Annotated in this window: 18 protein-coding genes; 8 read left to right on the forward strand and 10 right to left on the reverse strand. The window is 47.3% G+C overall.

The window, feature by feature from the left end; all coding sequences use genetic code 11:
• Positions 1 to 11: 11 nt before the first annotated feature.
• From KNP96_RS09720 to KNP96_RS09730, 3 genes are all read right to left on the reverse strand, one after another.
• Positions 12 to 977, reverse strand: a complete 966-nt coding sequence (locus KNP96_RS09720) for a ring-cleaving dioxygenase (RefSeq protein ID WP_214770181.1) — start codon at positions 975 to 977, stop codon at positions 12 to 14.
• A gap of 121 nt (positions 978 to 1,098) precedes the next feature.
• The gene (locus tag KNP96_RS09725; RefSeq protein ID WP_012371797.1) at positions 1,099 to 1,299 is read right to left on the reverse strand and encodes a cold-shock protein; all 201 of its coding nucleotides are present in this window, start codon (positions 1,297 to 1,299) and stop codon (positions 1,099 to 1,101) included.
• 260 nt (positions 1,300 to 1,559) lie between these two features.
• Positions 1,560 to 3,938 (reverse strand): immune inhibitor A domain-containing protein, encoded by a 2,379-nt coding sequence (locus tag KNP96_RS09730; RefSeq protein ID WP_214770184.1) that lies wholly within the window; start codon positions 3,936 to 3,938, stop codon positions 1,560 to 1,562.
• Between the two features lie 245 nt (positions 3,939 to 4,183).
• Here KNP96_RS09730 and KNP96_RS09735 point away from each other — a divergent pair, with 245 nt between their 5' ends.
• From KNP96_RS09735 to KNP96_RS09745, 3 genes are all read left to right on the forward strand, one after another.
• Complete coding sequence (locus tag KNP96_RS09735; RefSeq protein WP_088838204.1) at positions 4,184 to 5,677, forward strand: HD-GYP domain-containing protein; 1,494 nt, start codon at positions 4,184 to 4,186, stop codon at positions 5,675 to 5,677.
• Positions 5,678 to 5,699: 22 nt separating this feature from the next.
• Positions 5,700 to 6,134, forward strand: coding sequence for a GyrI-like domain-containing protein (locus tag KNP96_RS09740; RefSeq protein ID WP_214770186.1), 435 nt, complete (start codon positions 5,700 to 5,702; stop codon positions 6,132 to 6,134).
• Positions 6,135 to 6,548: 414 nt separating this feature from the next.
• Positions 6,549 to 8,084, forward strand: coding sequence for a M4 family metallopeptidase (locus KNP96_RS09745; RefSeq protein ID WP_214766342.1), 1,536 nt, complete (start codon positions 6,549 to 6,551; stop codon positions 8,082 to 8,084).
• Between the two features lie 251 nt (positions 8,085 to 8,335).
• Here the strand turns inward: KNP96_RS09745 and KNP96_RS09750 are convergent, their stop codons facing one another.
• From KNP96_RS09750 to KNP96_RS09765, 4 genes are all read right to left on the reverse strand, one after another.
• Positions 8,336 to 9,199 carry a hypothetical protein gene (locus KNP96_RS09750; RefSeq protein ID WP_214770189.1) on the reverse strand — a complete coding sequence of 288 codons (864 nt, stop codon included), beginning with the start codon at positions 9,197 to 9,199 and terminating at the stop codon, positions 8,336 to 8,338.
• Positions 9,200 to 9,268: 69 nt separating this feature from the next.
• Positions 9,269 to 10,252 (reverse strand): YhdH/YhfP family quinone oxidoreductase, encoded by a 984-nt coding sequence (locus tag KNP96_RS09755; RefSeq protein WP_214770192.1) that lies wholly within the window; start codon positions 10,250 to 10,252, stop codon positions 9,269 to 9,271.
• Between the two features lie 296 nt (positions 10,253 to 10,548).
• Complete coding sequence (locus tag KNP96_RS09760) at positions 10,549 to 11,055, reverse strand: hypothetical protein (protein ID WP_159173223.1); 507 nt, start codon at positions 11,053 to 11,055, stop codon at positions 10,549 to 10,551.
• Between the two features lie 61 nt (positions 11,056 to 11,116).
• A complete protein-coding gene (locus KNP96_RS09765; protein ID WP_214770195.1) occupies positions 11,117 to 11,878 on the reverse strand; it encodes a hypothetical protein in 762 nt (253 codons plus the stop codon).
• Positions 11,879 to 12,023: 145 nt separating this feature from the next.
• On the opposite strand from KNP96_RS09765, the gene KNP96_RS09770 reads away from it, so the two are divergent.
• Positions 12,024 to 13,658 carry a glycoside hydrolase family 55 protein gene (locus KNP96_RS09770; protein ID WP_214770198.1) on the forward strand — a complete coding sequence of 545 codons (1,635 nt, stop codon included), beginning with the start codon at positions 12,024 to 12,026 and terminating at the stop codon, positions 13,656 to 13,658.
• Between the two features lie 40 nt (positions 13,659 to 13,698).
• Here the strand turns inward: KNP96_RS09770 and KNP96_RS09775 are convergent, their stop codons facing one another.
• The 3 genes from KNP96_RS09775 to KNP96_RS09785 all read right to left on the reverse strand — a co-directional run bounded on the left by KNP96_RS09775 (position 13,699) and on the right by KNP96_RS09785 (position 16,481).
• Positions 13,699 to 14,520: a DUF1028 domain-containing protein gene (locus KNP96_RS09775; RefSeq protein WP_214770202.1), complete on the reverse strand. Its 822-nt coding sequence runs from the start codon at positions 14,518 to 14,520 to the stop codon at positions 13,699 to 13,701.
• Positions 14,521 to 14,622: 102 nt separating this feature from the next.
• Positions 14,623 to 16,029, reverse strand: coding sequence for a YfcC family protein (locus KNP96_RS09780; RefSeq protein WP_214766334.1), 1,407 nt, complete (start codon positions 16,027 to 16,029; stop codon positions 14,623 to 14,625).
• Between the two features lie 170 nt (positions 16,030 to 16,199).
• Entirely contained in the window at positions 16,200 to 16,481 is a 282-nt protein-coding gene (locus KNP96_RS09785) for a putative quinol monooxygenase (protein WP_214770206.1), read from the reverse strand.
• 144 nt (positions 16,482 to 16,625) lie between these two features.
• On the opposite strand from KNP96_RS09785, the gene KNP96_RS09790 reads away from it, so the two are divergent.
• The 4 genes from KNP96_RS09790 to KNP96_RS09805 all read left to right on the forward strand — a co-directional run bounded on the left by KNP96_RS09790 (position 16,626) and on the right by KNP96_RS09805 (position 19,580).
• A complete protein-coding gene (locus KNP96_RS09790) occupies positions 16,626 to 17,111 on the forward strand; it encodes a cupin domain-containing protein (protein ID WP_214770209.1) in 486 nt (161 codons plus the stop codon).
• Between the two features lie 75 nt (positions 17,112 to 17,186).
• On the forward strand, positions 17,187 to 18,077 hold the full coding sequence (locus tag KNP96_RS09795; RefSeq protein ID WP_214770213.1) for an aldo/keto reductase: 891 nt from the start codon (positions 17,187 to 17,189) through the stop codon (positions 18,075 to 18,077).
• A gap of 14 nt (positions 18,078 to 18,091) precedes the next feature.
• The gene (locus KNP96_RS09800; protein WP_088838216.1) at positions 18,092 to 19,024 is read left to right on the forward strand and encodes an aldo/keto reductase; all 933 of its coding nucleotides are present in this window, start codon (positions 18,092 to 18,094) and stop codon (positions 19,022 to 19,024) included.
• 109 nt (positions 19,025 to 19,133) lie between these two features.
• Positions 19,134 to 19,580 carry an OsmC family protein gene (locus KNP96_RS09805; RefSeq protein ID WP_088838217.1) on the forward strand — a complete coding sequence of 149 codons (447 nt, stop codon included), beginning with the start codon at positions 19,134 to 19,136 and terminating at the stop codon, positions 19,578 to 19,580.
• Positions 19,581 to 19,652: the final 72 nt, after the last annotated feature.

Raw genomic sequence — 19,652 nt, forward strand, 5'->3', positions numbered from 1 at the left:
TCACAGGATTGTCAGATTTCGAGTGGACGAAGACGTGCTTCAATCTGCTCACGTTGTGGTTCTAAAAATGGTGGTAGTGCGAGTGTCTCGCCTAACTCCTCAATCGATTCATCTGTCGCAAATCCCGGTGTATCCGTCGAAAGCTCGAATAAAATATGATTCGGTTCCCGGAAGTACAAGGCTTGGAAGTAATGGCGATCAACTTTTCCGGAGTTCGGAAGACGGTAGTGGTTTAAACGCTCGACCCATAGATCATATTCCGCACTGTTCGGTACGCGGAACGCGACATGGTGGACACCGCCGCGACCAAGACGTTCTCGATCGAGATCCGGTCGCGCTTCGAGGTGGACTTCGGCTCCGATTCCTCCTTGCCCCGTTGCATACACTTCAATATCCGCAAACTCACCCGCAAGCGACGGATAACTGTCGATTTTTTTAAAACCGAGGACTTCCGTCAAAACGAGCGCTGTTGGTCCCGGGTCGTTAACGGTCAATGTCACGGCACCTAAGCCGACGATTGCATGTTCTGCTGGAATCTCGTCGTGTTTCCACGGCACGCCACCCGGGACGCCTAGTTCCCCATCTTCTGCGACGAGAATCAGACGTGTTCCTTCTTGATCACGAAAGGCAAGCGTTTGTCGCCCTGCCCGTTCGATGAGTGAATCATGATCAATCTCTTTTTGCTCAAATCGCTGTGCCCAAAACTTGAGTGCTGCCGTTGTCTTAACGCGAAGTGATGTTGAAGAAATACTCGATGCACCAGGTACACCTGTTCCGAGATGCGGAATGTCGAAGAACGTCAGATCAGTCCCCGGATTTCCTTCCGCGTCCCCATAAAATAAATGATACGACGTCGTGTCGTCTTGGTTCACTGTTTTCTTAATTAAGCGCATTCCAAGGACTTGCGTGTAAAATTGATAGTTCCGTTCCGCCATCCCGGTCAAAATTGAAACATGATGAATACCGAGTAATTCCATCTTTGCCACTCCCTTTTGAATTTGATTATATGCAAAGCATAGCGCACAGATATCTTAAATTCAAGATATTAAGACAATAAAAAAACCGCTCTTCCGAAGAAGAGCGATTGAATAGTTGAAATTAAAGTTTTACGACGTTAGCAGCTTGTGCTCCACGTGCGCCTTCAGTGATTTCGAATTCAACTTCTTGACCTTCGTCAAGTGATTTGAAACCTTCACCAGTGATTGCTGAGAAATGTACGAATACGTCTTCTCCGCCTTCAACTTCGATGAAACCGAAACCTTTTTCTGCGTTAAACCATTTTACTTTACCTGTGTTCATGGGAACAACCTCCAAAAATAAATTACTTAATACATATGACGATGCATATGAAAGAAATTCATTATTGTCCCGAAATACATGGAGCGACGAAAAGATTGTTCGTGACGCAATGTGAATCAGTAGTGACAATAACAATATTAAGCTAACGTCAGTATAGTATGGATGCGCTTTAAAAGTCAAGTTGTCTGACCAATATTTTTTCCAATTGATTCCACTTTTCAAAAGAAAAACAGACCTGGTTTCCCAGATCTGTTTTGTTCTTAACGGTGGATCCAGACAGCTCCAGCAGAGTTATCTTTCGCTTCACCGATGACTTGAATTTTAAGACCATTGTTCGGAAGAAGTTTCCCTGCATCCGGGATCAATTGGTTGATATACGATTTAGAATCATCGAATTTCGTTACACCTGAGAGACCTTTGTAGTCGTAAAGACCACGTGTTGGTGAATCGATCAACCAAGAAGGTGCTTTATCGTAGCTGAATGCAGCATCCGCAACTTGGTAACGTGTGCTACCTGATACGACTGGCTTGCCTTTAAGCGTACCGACGATTGCTTCAGGGTGTGAATCGACGACACCGAGGAATCCTTCACCCGGGTGAACACCGACCCAGTTATCTGTGAAGCTAGAATCTGCGTACCAAACGACGAGACCTGTGTTGTATTTCACGCCACGCGCATGCTCAAGTGCTTTATCTGAGCCTGCGTAGTTACGCCATTCGAGGTAGTACGCATTGTCAGCATAGCTGAAGCCGTCAGACGCGATGAACCCGTCGAGTTTAAACTTCGGTGTACCTTCTGCATCATCTTCGAAGACGACTTTACCGTCGACTGTCAATTTCGCGTTATCAAGTGCGAAACCGTCGAGTGCAAGACCAGCATCACCTGTGTAATCAAATTTAAGCATTACTTTTTTGCCTGCAAATTCGCTGAGGTCGTATGATTTATCGACCCATGCACCTTTTGAAGACTCAGCACGTTGATCACCATCAGTATCTTCGTCACCGATGACGTCGATGACTTTTTCTACTCCACCAGCTGTTGCTGTAACTGTCAAGAAGTCATAATCGAACTCGACATCAAAGTACGCTTTGTAATCAAATTTAGCAGCTTTAGCAGCTGTCAAATCGAATTCTGGTGACGTCATTGACGTATGAAGATCGTTTCCTTTTGTGCTGTAATAGTATTTTTTACCGAACGCCGGTGCAATTCCTTTGACCGGTTTTTTCGGTAAGTCTACTTTGATGATTCCTGGGTTTTTCGATTTTGTAACACTTTGATCGATATAAGAAGCAGTTCCTGCTTTTGATAACGAATCAAAATCGATTGTCTCGATATTCGCCCAGTTTCCACCCATCACGTTTTGGAAGAATTCTTTATTTTGTGGTGAGAAACTTGTTGGTTCTGTTCCGGCAACTTTCCCGTTCCAGCTACCGCCACTCATGATTGACCATGATGCGACCGGCTCGCCTTGACCTGTGTACTGTGTATCGTACTCATCTGGAAGACCTAAGTCATGACCGAATTCGTGTGCGAAAACACCGACCGCGCCGTCTTCAGGTTGAACCGTGTAATCGTAGGCAGCCATTTTACCGCCCCAATAGTTTACTTTCGCTACCGAGTCAGCAACAGGATATACGTTGCCGAGTGTCCAACGGTGTGACCAGATTGCGTCATCTCCGAGCGTTCCGCCCCCAGCTTCTTGTCCTGTTCCTGCATGGATGATCATCAAGTGATCGACGAGGCCGTCCGGCTCGTTCAAGTCGCCGTCTCCATCCATATCGTATTGGTCGAATTGATCGTACTCTGCTAAGTTGATGCCTGATTTTACTGCAGCATTCAACGAATCTTTAACGAGACCACGTGGACCCTTAGCGCCTGGAAGGTTATCGTTTCCGCCCGCTGGATTATCCGAACCGTAGTCTTTGGCTGTACCTGGAACTGTTAACCAGTTCGAGACCTTACCATCAACCGTGTAGCTTCCGCCTGACTGTTCTTCATAATACTGTTTAAACGTCTTGACCTTGTCTCCGTTAAAGAGTTCGAACTCTTTATTACCAAACATTAAATCTTGATAATGCTTTTGGTTGAAGTCATTCGAATACATGTATCCATCTTCTTGCACAACATTGTTATGCTTAAAGTCACTGTACTCAACGAGTAGAACAAGGACTTTATCTGTCCGTGTATCACCGTTGTATTTTGCTTGTTTAGCTTTGTCGACTTTGACAAACCCATCTTTTTTACCTTTTTTATAATTATCGTGTTTCTTGTTCAACTGTTTTGCGAGTTGATCTTTTTGTTTCGTCAAAAAGTCTTTTGTTTTTTGATCGAATTCTTTCGCTTTTTCTGACTCATGTTCAGCTGCTGGTTTACCGTTCGACTTTTTATCCAAATACTTTTGGACAGCCTTTTGTTTCTCAGCTGCAGATGATGCTTTTGAGACGACCCCACGATCCTGCAATACTTTTAAGAGACGTTCCTGATCGACTGTGTTCAAGTCCATCGGCGCTCCTACTGCTGCTTTTTCAGCAGCATCAACAGATTTTACCTTCCCACCAGGTAAAACCGGACTAACTGCGAATGCAGCTGCCGTGATTCCAGATAAAACGGCTAAGCTAAGCTGTTTCTTTTTCCCCACGTGAACTTACCCCCTATGTAGTAGTGAAAAGCACACTTTTAATATACTTTTCTGAATATTCAAATCATATGTTATTTTAGTTCGTTAATCAATTAGTTTTTGTATAATTAGGACTTTATAACTATACCTATTTTTGGAATTTAGTTTAATATTCTTACATCGTGCCGATATTAATAAGATAGACCATTATATAGTACTAGAAAAATTCTTTGCTGCACGCTTTGATTAAGAAGAGGAGGAATTCCATGCAACCTTTAAAACGTTTTGAGCGACAAGTCTTAACGAACTATTTAATCGGCTCATTCGTTGCCGTTTTCGGTGTCGGCAGTTTGTTCATCTTCGAAACACTGACCTTCAGTCCACAAGAGCGGATACTCTTGCTTGGTATCATGGCAGGATCTGTCACCCTGATGTTCAGCTTGGAATATACAATCTATCGCCGACACGTTCGGTCCCTTTATATAGTATTTCAATCAAAACAGCCCACTGCTGACGAATTGACAATTGCTTTTCAGACGACGCATCGCTTCCCGGTTTTGACGATGCAACGTATTCTCGGTCCACACTTTCTCGGATTATCACTTCCTTCTTCTACCTTGACAGCTTTCGCCATATACCGTGGTTGGCTCGACATGCCCTACTATTTGATTGGTCTCGCTTGTTTCGGAGCGATTCTCGTCGCGATTCTTCATGCTCTGATTGAATTTTTCCTCACTTACCGGGTCACGGAACCGATGTTGCTCGAGTTGACGAAACGATCTCAGGCGGCAGGTTACGGCGACATCGTCTTAAAGAAACAACATATGGTCAGCTTGCGCCAAAAAATGTTGATTAGTACACTCGTCATCGGTGTATTTCCAATCTTACTGTTCGTCCTCGCTTCTGCCGTTCAGTTAACGGAAAACGAAAGTCTTCAGTCTTATTGGAGTTGGGCGACGTTAATTTTGATTGTCATCCTCTGCCTTGCGACATTTTGCAGTCTTCTACTATATGAAAACATTAAAAAACCGATTCTTGCTTTGCAAGAAGGAGTTGCTCAAATCGAGTCGGGTCAATTGAATACGATTTCCAATCCCTACTCCGATGAATTCGCACACTTGATTGGCGGATTTAATTTGATGGTTGAAGGAATCGAAGGACGCGATTTAGAAAATGAACGCCTTTTAAATAGTTTATTTACGTTGTTTGCCGCGACTTTAGATGCTCGCGATCCTTATACGGCAGGGCATTCTTTACGGGTAGCGGAATATTCCGTTGAAATCGCCCGTGCCGCTGACTTACCTGATGAACAAATCGAGTTATTACGAAAATCTGCTCTTCTTCACGATATCGGTAAAATCGGTATCCGAGATGCCGTTCTTTTGAAGGAAGGACGGTTAACGGAAGAAGAATTCGATGAAATCAAACGCCATCCGGTAATCGGTGTCCATATTTTATCGCAAGTTGATTTACCAGAGACGTTACAACCGATTCTTCCCGGGGTAAAGTACCATCACGAGCGTTATGATGGCAAAGGCTATCCGGAAGGCTTGACCGGTGACGCGATTCCGCTTTTCGGAAGAATCATGGCAATTGCCGACGCCTATGATGCCATGACTTCCGATCGCCCCTATCGAAAGGGGATGCCCGCTGAACGAGCATTGTCGATTCTTGAAGAAGGAAGCGGCACACAGTGGGACGCAACTTTTACTAAACTCTTCTTAGACTTAAAACGACGGAACTTGACTACTGCTTCTTGATTTCTGACGAAAGGAGTCTCAAATGCATCCTAAAATTGTTGAACGTCACGAGCTTTATGTAATCGGACTCAGCATGACGTGCGAAGAAAATGAACTCCATACATTGATGCCTGAACTATGGCGTGAATTTTCACGTCGGGCCCATGAAATTCCGGCAGTCATACCGGACAGTTTTCCGTTAGATGTTTCGCTTGCCCATCGCGGAACGACCTATACGCAATGCGTCGGCTTACCTGTCTCTTCACTCGAACGGGTTCCTAAGGGAATGAAAGGATACCATCTCCCTCCCGCTCGCTATGTCTTTTGGAGACATGAAGGACCAGACATCGAGATTTGGAAGTCGTTTGAAAAAATTCAACGTTTTGCACACAAACAAGGGGTTGAACTTGATCCGCTTGATTTTAAAATCGATGAGACACGCGAAGGCACGCATCACTTATATCAACGAATTCTCTAAGGACTACTCAAATGAGTAGTCTTTTCCGCGTGTAGACAAACTCTAGCGTGAACTTACGATATCGAGACGGATTGTGCTCTAAACCGTCTGCATGCCCGGCTTTTCCCTCACGGTATTACCTACAAAGCGTCACGTTTCGTTGACTGCTACGGGAAAAGACGCTTTATCTACCGATAGTTCGTTGTCTACAATTTGAGGACTACTCACAGAATTTAAGGCCAGAAAGCCCGTTTCTTCAATGATAGGAGTGCTAGACGGGTATTTCTTCACTCGATTTGTCTCAATGACTAAATTGTTCAGTACGGGTACTAAATACCTATTTTCAGAAAATTCTATTTAATCCGAATGCCTTATTCTCGTTCTCTATTTTGTTTGGCATAGTTAGACTCAACCCAAACAAGGAGGCGATTTATTTTGAAAAAGTTTCTCGCTACATCGCTTGTCGCAAGTGTACTTGTCGTTCCTACAGTCGTAGGCGCAGAAGGTCTTCAATCTGGCAAGTTGACGAAAGCATCGTCCGAGCCAGCTGCATCAATCGTTAAAGAGTATGTCGAAGGTAAAGGTGACTTCTCTGTACAAGATGTTCAAAAAGATGGATCATCTCACATCGTACGTCTCCAACAAGAAGTGGATGGCGTCCCGGTCTTCGGTAGTGTCGTCGTCGGTAACGTTGCGAAAGACGGTACTTTAAAAGCAATCGTCAATGATGCAGTCAAAGTCAAAGGGAAACCAGGTCTTGATAAGAAAATTGCAATCTCTGAAAAGAAAGCTTTAAAGTTGTATAAAAAATCAATCAAAGCAACAGAATTCGAAGTGGCTCCAACGAGTGAACTCGTTGTCTATCCAGTCAAAGACGATGCTGTCTATGCTTATAAAATCACATCGACTGTCTTAGCTGGCGACGAGCCGTCACGCTGGACATACTTCATCGATGCAAACTCTGGTAAGGTCATCAACAAATATGACCAATTGGCACATGCGAAACCAGTTACGACAATCACCGGAACAACGACAGTCGGTTCAGGTACGACGGTTCTTGGAACAAGTGCTACATTCAACACAACGAAGAGTGGTTCTTACTACTACCTTCAAGATTCAACACGCGGTAAAGGCATCTCGACGTACGATGCAAAAAACCGGACATCACTTCCAGGATCACTTTGGGCGGATGCCGACAACGTTCTCAATGCTACTTACGACCGTGCCGCTGTCAGCGCACAAGTCAATGCAGTGAAAACATATGACTTCTACAAAAACACATATGGCCGCAACAGTTACGATAATGCAGGTGCAGCACTCAATTCAACGGTTCACTATTCTTCACGCTACAACAACGCGTTCTGGGATGGATCAAAAATGGTCTACGGTGACGGAGACGGTTCGACATTCACATATCTTTCTGGCGCACTTGATGTAGTCGCTCACGAATTGACGCACGCTGTCACTGAATACACAGCAGGACTCGTTTACCAAAACGAATCGGGTGCGATCAATGAGGCTGTTTCGGATATCATGGGAACAGTTGCAGAGTACTCAGTCGGATCAAACTTCGACTGGCTCGTCGGTGAAGACATCTACACACCAGGTGTAAGTGGCGATGCTCTTCGTTCAATGTCTAACCCTGCCGCTTACGGAGATCCAGACCACTACTCAAAACGTTACACAGGTACGGCTGATAACGGTGGTGTCCACACGAACTCTGGTATCGTCAACAAAGCCGCTTACCTCTTAGGTAACGGTGGTACACATTACGGTGTCACTGTACCAGGCGTCGGCGTACCGAAACTTGGTGCCATCTACTACCGTGCCCTTAACGTCTACTTGACTCCGACTTCGAACTTCAGCTACCTCCGCGCAGCAGTCGTTCAATCGGCAAAAGACCTTTACGGTTCTTCAAGTGCTGAAGCAGCCGCTGCAGCAAAATCATTTGATGCAGTTGGCGTCTACTAAGAAAACCTCCTCCCAAGGATTTTCTCTTTCCTCTCGAGTCGATGACTCGGGAGGTTTTTATTGTGGAACCAACGCAAAAAAGCACGTTCACTCGACGGAATGAACGTGCTTCAGACTTTAGATAAAATGAAAGACAGGACTGTGCATCTTTGTGAGATGACGATCCTGTCTTTTTTGTCGTTGCGTTCAAATCCAACTCGCCATGTCCGGCTCTTGATTAGAGAAACTGACTAGCTCCAGTCTCAATCGATTCATTTCCCAAGATCACGTGCGAGACGCAAGCGCGTCGAACCGTTATCCGGGAATGCCTTGAGCTGTAATTTCTCGCCCTCGTACCATGTGCCGTAATCCGTCTTGACGACCGGATCACCAAGTGCTGTTAAACCTGACGCTGAGACATTCATCCAGTCAATTGCTTCGACTACTCCATCTGATACGACGAGCAAGTACCCGGCGTTCGAGAAATGGTACGTATTGACGGCATCTTTTTGTGTGTTGCCGAGCTTGCCATACTTCGCCTCAAACGTTTCAAGCGGTTTCCCGAGGTATTGTTCCGGCTTGTCAATCGGCTGATTCGCGACGATTTGTCCGAGTGTCGAAAGGAGTTTCTCATCCTTTAAACCAGCCGGTGCCTCCATCTGAACATCCGTTTCCGGAATGTAGCCTTCGACAGCATCACTTAACTTCAGATGTACCATGCCGTCTTTTGCGTCGAGGACTTCATAAACATCCCCTAAGTCCGCCTTATAGATGACACTGGTCCGATTTGCATCTTGATAGACATCTGCAAACGGTCGTTTGATCCATGTTGCTGAACTAATCTCAGGTGCTGCTTCTTTTTTCGATTTCTTCGGCTCTTTTTTCTTCTCTTGATCGGCCGAATCTTTTTCTTTATCCTTTGATGTTTCTTTGGCAGAAGCATCTGTTTTCGGTGTTTCGACCGTCGACGTCGCTTGCGAAGGATCGTTATGCGCGACCATATAGCCCCATCCGCCGACGATCAAAGCCGTCGCCAAAAGGCCACCGAACGCAATCCCACGCCGGTTGCGCTTTTGTTTTCGACGCATGTGACGCGATTGCCGTGCCTGATCGTACTCTTGTTCCTGTTGACTCATATTTGGTTCCTCCTGAATTGACCGAGTGATGTTTCATTCACTATACCATCTAATCCAGAACCAAATTGTTTAAATTTCGATGACAGTTCTGCCTTGATGTGTCCCTTCAAGCAACGACTTGACGACTGCCGGAACATCACTCAACGCTTTCATTCGGACCATCTCGGCAATCGATAAATGCCAGTCGTTCGCGAGATGATTCCATAAACGCTCACGCTCTGTGATTGGTAACTGAACAGCATCGATTCCAATCAAACGAACACCACGTAAGATGAACGGATAGACGGTCATCGTCAGTTCAGCACCACCGACGTTACCGCACGTCGTGACGAGTCCACCGTATTGTACGTAACGGATGACCGAGGCAAGTAACGGACCACCGACCGTGTCGATAATACCGGCATACAGTCCTTTTTTCAAAGGTCGCGTTGTTTCTTCCAGAAGTGACTGGCGTGAGATGACTTCTGCGACACCTGCTTGCTTCAAGCGGTCATGCTCTGCTTCTTTCCCGGTCACGGCATGAACCGTGAACCCGAGTTTCACGAGGAGTGCGACCGCGACACTGCCGACGCCACCTGTCGCTCCCGTGACGAGGACCGGACCATCTTGCGGTGCTACACGTTGAACGAGTTCATCAATCGACTGGGCAGCTGTCAGACCGGCTGTTCCGTAACTCATCGCTTCAAGCGTCGTGATGCCGTTCGGTAGCGACGTAATCCAGTCCGCCGGCACGCGGATATACTCCTGAAAACCACCTGATGTATTCATTCCGAAATCAAAGCCGTTGACGACGACCGCTTGTCCTTCGCTGAAGCGTTCATCAGATGATGTTACAACATGACCTGCCGCATCGACGCCTGGTGTATGTGGGTAATTTTTCGTCACCCCTCGATTTCCTGTGACCGATAACGCATCTTTGTAGTTGATGCACGAATAGGCGACACGAATCAACACATCACCTTCTGGTAAGTCGTCGACTTGTTTTTGTTCGAGTGCCCCGACGAATTGTCCTTCTTCCTCACGTACGACGAATGCTTTAAATGAATTTTTCATATCAGTTCCTCCTTTAATATTTACTATTCCCCTAGCCTATACCCGAACTAAAGTAGTGGTCTACCTTTTTTTTTAAGGAATAACAAGATGTTATGCATAAAAAACCGCGATGCCGAAGCAATCGCGGTTTTTTGGCATCTGACGGAAAAAGTCTTTTCCGCAGGTAGTCAAAAGTGACAGGTAAACATGTCATCGGTCCGTGGTCATAGGTGTGCCGTGGCCGTTGTGATTCCCTTGTGGAAGCGTTTGAGAGTCAGAAATGCCATCCTTGATCAGGAGTCTCACCTGATCAAGGCTTACATATAACGGTGACCGTCAAAATCAATTTCCGTTCGGTAATTCGCGGCATTGATCGCATTCGAGATTCGGTGAGCAGCCCGCTCCATCTCTTGTGCCTTGATCCGGTATGCCTCAGGATCGTACAAAGCATGCCGGATGACCGTCGTTCCTTCAAATCCATACTGGAATTCGCGTTTCGGACGTGCGGCGAGTTCTTGGAACTGTGTCGCTTTTGCCCGTAATTGAGTCGCCAGTTCAATCGCTTCGACGAGCGGAATTGCTCCTTCTGTCGTCTCGATGGTCGTTGACAAGTTTGCTGCATAGACCAGCCGATCGAGTGTCCGCATATCACGCCTGACTGCATCCATCGCCGACTCGACATCGAGTAACGTCCGTTCTTGACCAGTCGGTAGGGCCTCCCCTTTTTCAAGGTCGATGAATGCAATACGCTCCATCTCTTCGACTAGTTGCTCCAACTGTTTCCGTAAGATACTTTTTAGTTTCACTGCGTCTGCTAAGTACATTCTTCAGTCCCCCGTTTCCTGACCTTCTGTTCCATGATACGTCGGGACTTTCTAAAAGGTTTCATCGGAATCGGTTGAGATAATTTGAAAAATCATGTTTGATGTCTGTCAGCGCAGTCGATGACACTTGAATTGATTGTTTTGAATCATACCGGATTACCTCATATAGATGCTGCAGTTCGGTTGACGGATGAAAACCGATCCGTCCGAACCACTCGCTGAACGACTCCGTCTCCCGGCGTTTCAGCCGTGCCGGCAACTGACGATTGAACAAAACGACCTGTTGCCGAACTTGTTCGACCGGCAATGGCGGGAACGTTTCCTCTGAATCCACCTTAGTCTGTCGGTATTGCTGCGGTGGCGTCACTTCGTCTTCGAGTGCATCTTTTCGCCGGCCACGGCGTTTTCGGAAGCGACGGATGAGCAGGACAAGCAACAGGACAGCCGCTGCACTAAACCCGATTAAGAAGTAAGGAAAGCCTCCGTCCTCTTCGACTCCCACACCTTTTTCAGCATGTTTAACTCCGAGTGAAATGAATTTAAATTTATCTTTAGGTTCCCCTCCCCGGTCACTCTTCTCATCCGTATCGTAACCATAAATCACACCCTCAGGTTTCGGTTCTTTCTTCCAAAGTAACTTCAGCCACCACCAGTCGAGCGGCTTGCTTTCACAATCTTCTCTGCACTGTTGCGCCGTTGCCGTCGCCGGAAAAACCTCGACATCACGCAGTGCTTGATAACCCGTCTCGACTAACGGTTTCATGATCCCAAGTGCAAGCAAAACTATACCCATCATCAAGAGTAATCGACTTTGAAATCGCATGCTCCCACCTCTTTAATGTCATTTTTATCCATTATATAATGATTCAAGCCTAATTAACGGAATTTTTTGATTTTAATTAAAAAGGGCTTGAACAACAGACGGGATGGGAAAAGGAATGTAGTGATTTTTAGAGAGGAGTTCAATCATGGTCATATTAGAAGCTACGCACGATCCCTATCAAAACGGGCGATTGATTGCTGAATATACGGAAAGTAACACGAATCTTGCGGCCGTCACCCGTGCGGAACAATTGATGACCGAAAGCCCGTTCGTCGCACCGCGTCGCGCGCCGCATCCGAGCCGCTACTTACGTTCGTTAATCTCGCCACTTTTTTTAACAGACCGCGATAAACATATCTTGCCCCTGACGAAAGCATTCGTCAGTCAACAGGATGAGGTCCGGCCGAGCTGGTTCGGTCGGCTAACTTATGAATTCGAACAACTGGCCTGTCAGGTCGAAAAAGTCGATGTCCGGACGTATGGAGCCATCGGTGACGGAAAGACCGATGACACGCTTGCCTTCAAGGAAGCACTTGCGGACGGACATCGGCAAGTCCACGTCCCTGCCGGCACATACATCGTCCGCGGGATCCGGCTCCCGAACTTTACGATTTTGACGGGTGACGGGAAAGGCCGGACGATTATAAAATTGCATGATGCTGCCCCGAAAGGACGCCGGTTAATCACGAACCAAAATTACTTACTCGGTAATCATCATCTGCTCGTCGAAAAAATGACCCTTGACTGGAACATCGAGCGGATCGGTGATGCTAAAAAGAGCAGCACATGGGGCAACCATTCGAGTTGTCTGACTTACGCCCATGTCACGTACGGCTGGGTCTTCGACGTCGAGGCAGTCGATCCCGGGCTCCATTGTTTCGACATTTCGACACCTTACTACAATTACAACGGGGACGGCGCACGGGCGAATTTAAGTAGTTCCTTCATTTGGTTCGACGGCTTGACGGGATCCGGATTCGGCGACGATGGCATCACGACGCATCATAGCGATCACTTATTCATCTCGAACTGCTTCATGCATGACCCGAGCGGGCGAGCCCACGCCGTCGGCTTTTCGAATTCGAACGGAATCGAAATCGATGATGGCTCGCGCGACGTCTGGTTGTTCAACAATGCGACGTCCCGTTGTTTCGGCGGACTCGAAATCAAGGCACATGCGACATCGTCCGCTGCTTCGACCGTCAAAATCGTCGGGCACCTCTCCATCGATGATCACCGCTCGTTCAACTTCCGCCATATCGGCCACCACCAAGCAACGGACCCGACGTCACAAACTGCCTATAACATCATCGCGACACGGCTCGTCGCGCAGACGCCTCAATACACACCGCTCTATGCAAACTCAAAACCGCGGGCACTCGTCGTCTCGGCGTATCGGAACGTCGTCATCCATGACTTCACCGTCCTCGGTGACCCGAACTATGATTACCAGGAACAGCCGGTGATCGGAATCCAGTACAAGGCGAAAAACGTCACCTTGAGCCAAGTCAAGATGACGGGATTCCGTCAGGCTAAAACGGACATTCAAGTCTTTGGCGGTGAGAACGGGGCAGACGACGTCCGGCTCGTCGATGTCCGGATTGAAGATTCCGCACGCCACGGGATTACGATCGGCCCCCACATTGAGCGCATCCGTTTGATGAACGTCGCGATCAAAGGGGACGGGACGGTCGGCTTGAATGCTAAATCCGAACCGGAGCTTGAACGCTTCATCGCAACCGGTTATCAAGTGCCTGTCCGGACCCATCCGTCCGCATAAAAGAAGCTCTGCCTGACCTCGGTCAGTGCAGAGCTTTTTCTCATTGGGCGCGGAGATAAGCAAGGACACGTGTATCGATCGTACGGTCCTGATGCTCACGCATCTCGAAATTCTCCGTATGCAGGTACGTCCGGAAAGCTTCTTCGAACGATCCCCGGTAACCGAGTTCGAGTAATTTATCCATCACTTCCGATTCGAGCGCATCATCAATCGGCTTGATTTCTTCCGGTTTACTTGGTTGCAGGTAAAGGGTGTGCAGTTGATAAATCCGCTCGAGCTCTTGAATCGGACTCGGGTGATCGTCGACACGCAAATCGATGTAGCGGTCATTGAAACCACCATATCCACCGTTTTCCTTGACGACGAGGAGCGCAGCCGACTGCATTCCGCGTGAGTCACCGCCTGCCGCTTGTCCGGCAGCGAGGGCACGTAACAACCGTTCACCGAGCGGTCCATCCGTCGCCTCGAACACACGGGCCATCTCCTTGACCGTGTTGCCGTCGACTAAGATATTCCCTTGCGCGGCAAAGTGTTTACCGGCAATTCCGCCTGCCCAGTCATTACAGGCGTCTCCCGTGAAAGTTGCGCTCCGACCAGTTGCGTCAACGATTCCGACTTGCCGCTCTGCCCGTCCTTCGTCCGCGTCCGTCAACAATTTTAAGACTTCTTCCGCCGACTTCCCTTCAGAAATCATCCGTAATCCTTCCGGACCGTATGTCGTATTCGCGAATGATTGGGTCGCGATTGCTCCGACACCTGCTTTTGCAAACGGGACGGCGCTGCCGACCGCAAGAAACTTCGATTGAACAGCGACTCCCCATGCTTGTTCTTTTTCACAATAGCCAACGATTGAATATGTCATGTTGAAATCCCCCTTATGAACTTATAACTAACGTTCGTCTTAGAAGTTCCCGATTCCTGCACGAAAAAAACCTTCCGCACCCATTGCACGGAAGGTCGGTGTTCATTGAATGCCTAAGGTGACGGCGAGGAGCAAGGCGACGCAGGCAAGTGTCACCCAAATCGCAAACAACTTCCAGACGAATCGTAACCATTTTTCATACGGGATGCCGGCAATTGCAAGGAATGCCATCAAATGGGCACTCGTCGGGAAAATCATATTCGTCAACCCATCTCCATACTGGAAGGCGAGGACTGCGACTTGTCGTTCAATCCCTAATAGATCAGCGAGCGGAGCCATGATGGGCATCGTCGTCGCTGCTTGTCCACTCCCGGATGGAATGAAGAAGTTCGTAATCAACTGGACGATGTACATGCCGATGACGGCAAGCGACGTCGGTAAATGTCCGACGGCGTTCGATAAACCGTAGATGACTGTGTCGATGACACGACCGTCTTCCAAGATGACGACGATTGCACGTGCGAAGCCGACGATTAAGGCACCGAACGTCACTGCTTTCGCCCCGTCAATCAAACTTTCGAACGTCCGATTGATACCGAGCGTCGCGATTCCGGCAAGCATACCGATGATGAGGAACGATGCCGTCAACTCCGTTAAGTACCAGCCCCACTCAAAGATTCCAATGACATTCAGTGTGATGCCACCAATCAAAACGATGAGGACGAACGCATGTTTCTTCGAAAACCGTGAAAATGTTGTCGTTACTTCTTCTTTCCGATGTTTCTCTAAGTCATAGACTAAGCTGCGCTCCGGATTTTTTTTAACCTTTTGGGCATAGTTCATGACATATAAAATCGTCACGAATAAAAAAGCCAAGTAGATTGCAGTCCGGTAACCAATCCCACTGAACAATGGAACTTCGGCAATCGACTGTGCAACACCAACCGTAAACGGATTAAGCATTCCGCCGGCAAATCCAACCGCTGCCCCGAGACTGACGATCGCTGCGCCCGTCATCGCATCGTAACCGAGTGCCCGGGCGAGCATGATACCGATCGGAACGAAAATAATCGTCTCTTCTGCCATGCCGATCGTCGCTCCAGCAACCGAAAAGACAAACATCGTCATCGGAATCATGATATGTCCCTTTTGACCAAATCGATTAATCAATTGATTGATTCCGGATTCGATTGCTCCCGTCTCACGGATAATACCGAAGACACCACCGACGAGAAAGATATAGAAGATGATGCCAGCACCCGCTTCCATGCCTTTTGGTATCGCTTCAAACAACCCAAACAAATTAACGGGTGCCGACTCGACCGCCCGGTATGTACCATCGATGACGACCGTCTGTCCATCTTGTTTCTCACGATCAAATTGACCTGCTGGTAACGTATACGTCAAGATAACTGAAATCAGTAAAATCCCCATAATAATGGCGTATGTATGAGGCATTTTAAAGAAAGAGCGTGAAGACGAATCTTCCTGGACTTTACGTTCGTTCATTTAGCTGCCTCCTCTCAAGTCTGAATCTAGCTACTCTTAAGATAATGCCCTATTTTTGGAAAAAGTAACAGGTATTCGAGGTCTTTTAATTTTTTTGTAACAAAAAAAGAGAACTTTCGTTCGCTTTAAACATAAAAAAAAAGCCTGACATTGCCAGACTTTTCTCCTACTTATGCAGTGAACATTTGAACATCAAGTGGTTTAGCGAGAACAGTTTGTGCAAATGCAACGAACTGTCCGAAATGTGTACTCGTGTTGTGTGATTCAATTGCTGCTTGATCTTCCCATTTCTCAATCATCATGAAGACATTTTCGTCTTCTGTGCTTTGGAACAGGTCATAGCTGACGTTTCCTGCTTCTAAGCGTGAACCTTCGATCAATGCTTTAGTAGCCTCCAAAAAATCAGTACGTTTTGCTGGTTGAACTTCTAATTTTGCTTCGATTGCGATCATGTAAATTCCTCCTTCAACTTTCGTTAACTTACATAGTTTAGCACCTCGATTATGCAAGTGCTATAAAGATGCCTAGACGATTAATTTAATTCGATTTCGGGTAAAAAATGGTATCATTTTTGACACCAGAGAGGAGTACACACGATGAGTATCGAGCTTTTTCGTTTTGAGGACGATGGTGTGATTCCAAATAATCCACGTTACCCGGTTTTGATTTATCGTCATGTCTTCGAAGACCCTTCTGCCATCGAAAAGACCTTCCGTGCGAACAATTGGCAAAACAGCTGGGTCGACGGTATTTTTGATTTCCATCATTACCACAGTGTCGCTCATGAAGTCATCGGTATTCTCGAGGGCCACGCCAGTATCCAGATTGGAGGACCGCTCGGGAAAACGTTTACGCTGACTGCTGGGGATGTCATCGTCTTACCTGCCGGAACCGGACATAAAGCGCTTGATACGAGTCGTCGCTTCAAAGTGGTTGGTGCCTACCCGAATGGTCAAGACTACGATACGTTGACAGGTGAAGCCTGCGAACGACCGGGTAATCTCGAGCGGATTGAACGCGTCGAGCGTCCATCGACCGACCCCGTTTATGGCCAGTCAGGTCCTTTGTTTGAGCATTGGTAAACAAACGATTGACGTTTTTTTCTTATCCATCCGTGGTAAAGCCTATTATTGTGAATTTTGGAGGAGGAAGCGAGAATGAATGAGACAGAACGGACGATTCTACTTGCCGCGTTAAAACAACAGACGGTAGCATTTCCCGATTCAACACACGTTCGGGCATTCGGTCAAGGAACGTGGCACATGGGTGAAGAACCGACAAAACGACAAGCGGAAATCGAAGCTTTGAACGTCGGACTCGACAGTGGAATGGAATTAATTGATACCGCAGAAATGTACGGTGAAGGGGCATCGGAACAATTAATCGGCGAAGCAATCGAAGGACGACGTGAAGAAGTGTTTCTCGTCTCGAAGGTTTATCCTCATAATGCTAGCGGAGACAAGTTACGCGAAGCATGTGAACGTTCGTTACGTAACCTGAAGACGGATTATCTCGATCTTTACTTACTCCACTGGCGCGGTGACATCCCGCTTCAAGAGACGATCGATGGTCTCGAGCAGTTGAAGGCAGAAGGAAAAATTCGCCGCTGGGGTGTCTCGAACTTCGACGTCGCAGATATGAAAGAGTTACTTGCGTTAGAAAACGGCGATCAATGTGCCGTCAACCAAGTACTTTATCACCTTGGCTCACGCGGGATTGAATACGAATTGATGCCGCTTTTAAAAGAGCACGGCATTCCAGTCATGGCGTACTGCCCATTAGCAGAAGGCGGGAGTCTCCGGGAGAAGCTGCTTGATCACCCGACCGTTGAACGCCTTGCTGAAACACATGGTGTCGACCCGGCACAAATCCTACTCGCCTTCGTCGTGCGGAGTGGTGATGTCATCGCCATTCCGAAAGCCGGTCAGGCGAAGCACGTCGAAGAAAATGGTCGTGCCGCACTCTTACAACTAACTGATGAAGAATTCGCAGCACTTGATGAAGCATTCCCTGCTCCAACTAAAAAAGAATCGCTCGATATCGTCTAAGGAGGAATTTGCTTATGGATACGAAAGTCAAACTCGGAAAATCAGATCTCATGGTTCACCCGATCGGTCTCGGAACAAATGCCGTCGGGGGGCATAACCTTTACCCGAATCTCGATGAACAAGCAGGACGCGATTTAGTCCGTGTCGCCTTGATGAACGGCATCAACTTTTTAGATACGGCCTTTATTTACGGACCAGAACGTTCAGAAGAACTTGTTGGTGAAACGTGGAGCGAGACGGTCGAACGCAAAGACGTCATCCTCGCAACGAAAGGCGCGCACAAAATCGTCGACGACGAGGTCGTCATCGATAACTCACCCGAGTTTTTGAAACAGTCGGTCGAAGAGAGCCTGAAGCGTTTAAAAACGGATTACATCGACTTGTTCTACATCCACTTCCCGGATGAAGCGACACCAAAAGATCAAGCAGTCGCTGCACTTGCCGAATTAAAGGAACAAGGAAAAATCCGAGCGATCGGTGTCTCGAACTTCTCACTCGAACAATTAAAAGAAGCCAATAAAGACGGGCACGTCGACGTATATCAAGGCGAGTACAACTTGTTCAAGCGGGATGCAGAAAAAGAAATCCTGCCTTATATCCGCGAACACGGGATTTCATTTGTTCCGTACTTCCCGCTCGCTGCCGGATTACTTGCCGGAAAATATGATGAAAATACGAAGTTCGATGATTTACGTGCGAAGGATCCCCTTTTCCAAGAAGATGTCTTCAAAGACAACTTAGCAAAAGTCGAGCTACTTCGCCCGATTGCAAAAGAAAAAGAGGTTGACGTCGCGCATGTCGTCCTCGCTTGGTACCTTGCGCAAGATGGCATCGATGCCATCATTCCTGGTGCAAAACGTGCCGACCAAGTAACAGATACGCTCCGAACGATTGAAGTCGAGCTGACGGATGCAGACATTAAAAAAATCGATCAAATCTTTAGTTAACGCCATGCAAACCCTCGGTCGCAAGATGACCGGGGGCTTGTTCATGAGCAAATAGCGCGAAAATCAAAAAGACAACACGTATGATAACAACAGAGGAGGCGATTTTGAAATGAAACATCATTTTCACTTAACAGCAGACTGGCCGGGAAACCGAAATGACATCGGCGACATCGAGACCGGTGACTTAAAAACAAAGATTTCGATTCCGGAAGCGATGGACGGTCCTGGCGTCGGGACGAATCCGGACGAAATGTTACTCGGTGCCGCTGCAACCTGCTACATCATCACGCTTGCCGCGATGCTCGAGCGCAGCAACATCAAAAAAGTATCGCTGACGATGGAGTCTGAAGGCATCGTCGATGTGACGAACGGGGTCTTTACGTATGATCAAATCATTCATCGTCCCACGTTGATTTTACCTGCCGATACGACAGAGGCAATGGTCAAGATGGCACGTCGCCTTGCGGAAAAAGCGGAAGGTTCGTGCATGATTACCCGTGCGCTTGCAGGAAATGTAAAAGTCTCGCTTGAAGCGATGATTGAAGTCGAAGCTTAATCGATGACTTTCTCCATATAAAAATAGATTTTTATACTTCGCTCAATTTTGGCAACGTGCTTTCCTACGGGA

Origin of the sequence: Exiguobacterium sp. s133 (genome assembly GCF_018618595.1) — a bacterium.
Classification (GTDB): Bacteria; Bacillota; Bacilli; order Exiguobacteriales; family Exiguobacteriaceae; genus Exiguobacterium_A; species Exiguobacterium_A oxidotolerans.

What these genes read in the sequence shown, in the direction of transcription:
- KNP96_RS09720 (WP_214770181.1), bottom strand. Translation starts at nt 977, where the DNA reads ATGGAATTACTCGGTATTCATCATGTTTCAATTTTGACCGGGATGGCG.
- KNP96_RS09725 (WP_012371797.1), bottom strand. Translation starts at nt 1,299, where the DNA reads ATGAACACAGGTAAAGTAAAATGGTTTAACGCAGAAAAAGGTTTCGGT.
- KNP96_RS09735 (WP_088838204.1), top strand. Translation starts at nt 4,184, where the DNA reads ATGCAACCTTTAAAACGTTTTGAGCGACAAGTCTTAACGAACTATTTA.
- KNP96_RS09740 (WP_214770186.1), top strand. Translation starts at nt 5,700, where the DNA reads ATGCATCCTAAAATTGTTGAACGTCACGAGCTTTATGTAATCGGACTC.
- KNP96_RS09750 (WP_214770189.1), bottom strand. Translation starts at nt 9,199, where the DNA reads ATGAGTCAACAGGAACAAGAGTACGATCAGGCACGGCAATCGCGTCAC.
- KNP96_RS09755 (WP_214770192.1), bottom strand. Translation starts at nt 10,252, where the DNA reads ATGAAAAATTCATTTAAAGCATTCGTCGTACGTGAGGAAGAAGGACAA.
- KNP96_RS09760 (WP_159173223.1), bottom strand. Translation starts at nt 11,055, where the DNA reads ATGTACTTAGCAGACGCAGTGAAACTAAAAAGTATCTTACGGAAACAG.
- KNP96_RS09765 (WP_214770195.1), bottom strand. Translation starts at nt 11,878, where the DNA reads ATGCGATTTCAAAGTCGATTACTCTTGATGATGGGTATAGTTTTGCTT.
- KNP96_RS09770 (WP_214770198.1), top strand. Translation starts at nt 12,024, where the DNA reads ATGGTCATATTAGAAGCTACGCACGATCCCTATCAAAACGGGCGATTG.
- KNP96_RS09775 (WP_214770202.1), bottom strand. Translation starts at nt 14,520, where the DNA reads ATGACATATTCAATCGTTGGCTATTGTGAAAAAGAACAAGCATGGGGA.
- KNP96_RS09780 (WP_214766334.1), bottom strand. Translation starts at nt 16,029, where the DNA reads ATGAACGAACGTAAAGTCCAGGAAGATTCGTCTTCACGCTCTTTCTTT.
- KNP96_RS09785 (WP_214770206.1), bottom strand. Translation starts at nt 16,481, where the DNA reads ATGATCGCAATCGAAGCAAAATTAGAAGTTCAACCAGCAAAACGTACT.
- KNP96_RS09790 (WP_214770209.1), top strand. Translation starts at nt 16,626, where the DNA reads ATGAGTATCGAGCTTTTTCGTTTTGAGGACGATGGTGTGATTCCAAAT.
- KNP96_RS09795 (WP_214770213.1), top strand. Translation starts at nt 17,187, where the DNA reads ATGAATGAGACAGAACGGACGATTCTACTTGCCGCGTTAAAACAACAG.
- KNP96_RS09800 (WP_088838216.1), top strand. Translation starts at nt 18,092, where the DNA reads ATGGATACGAAAGTCAAACTCGGAAAATCAGATCTCATGGTTCACCCG.
- KNP96_RS09805 (WP_088838217.1), top strand. Translation starts at nt 19,134, where the DNA reads ATGAAACATCATTTTCACTTAACAGCAGACTGGCCGGGAAACCGAAAT.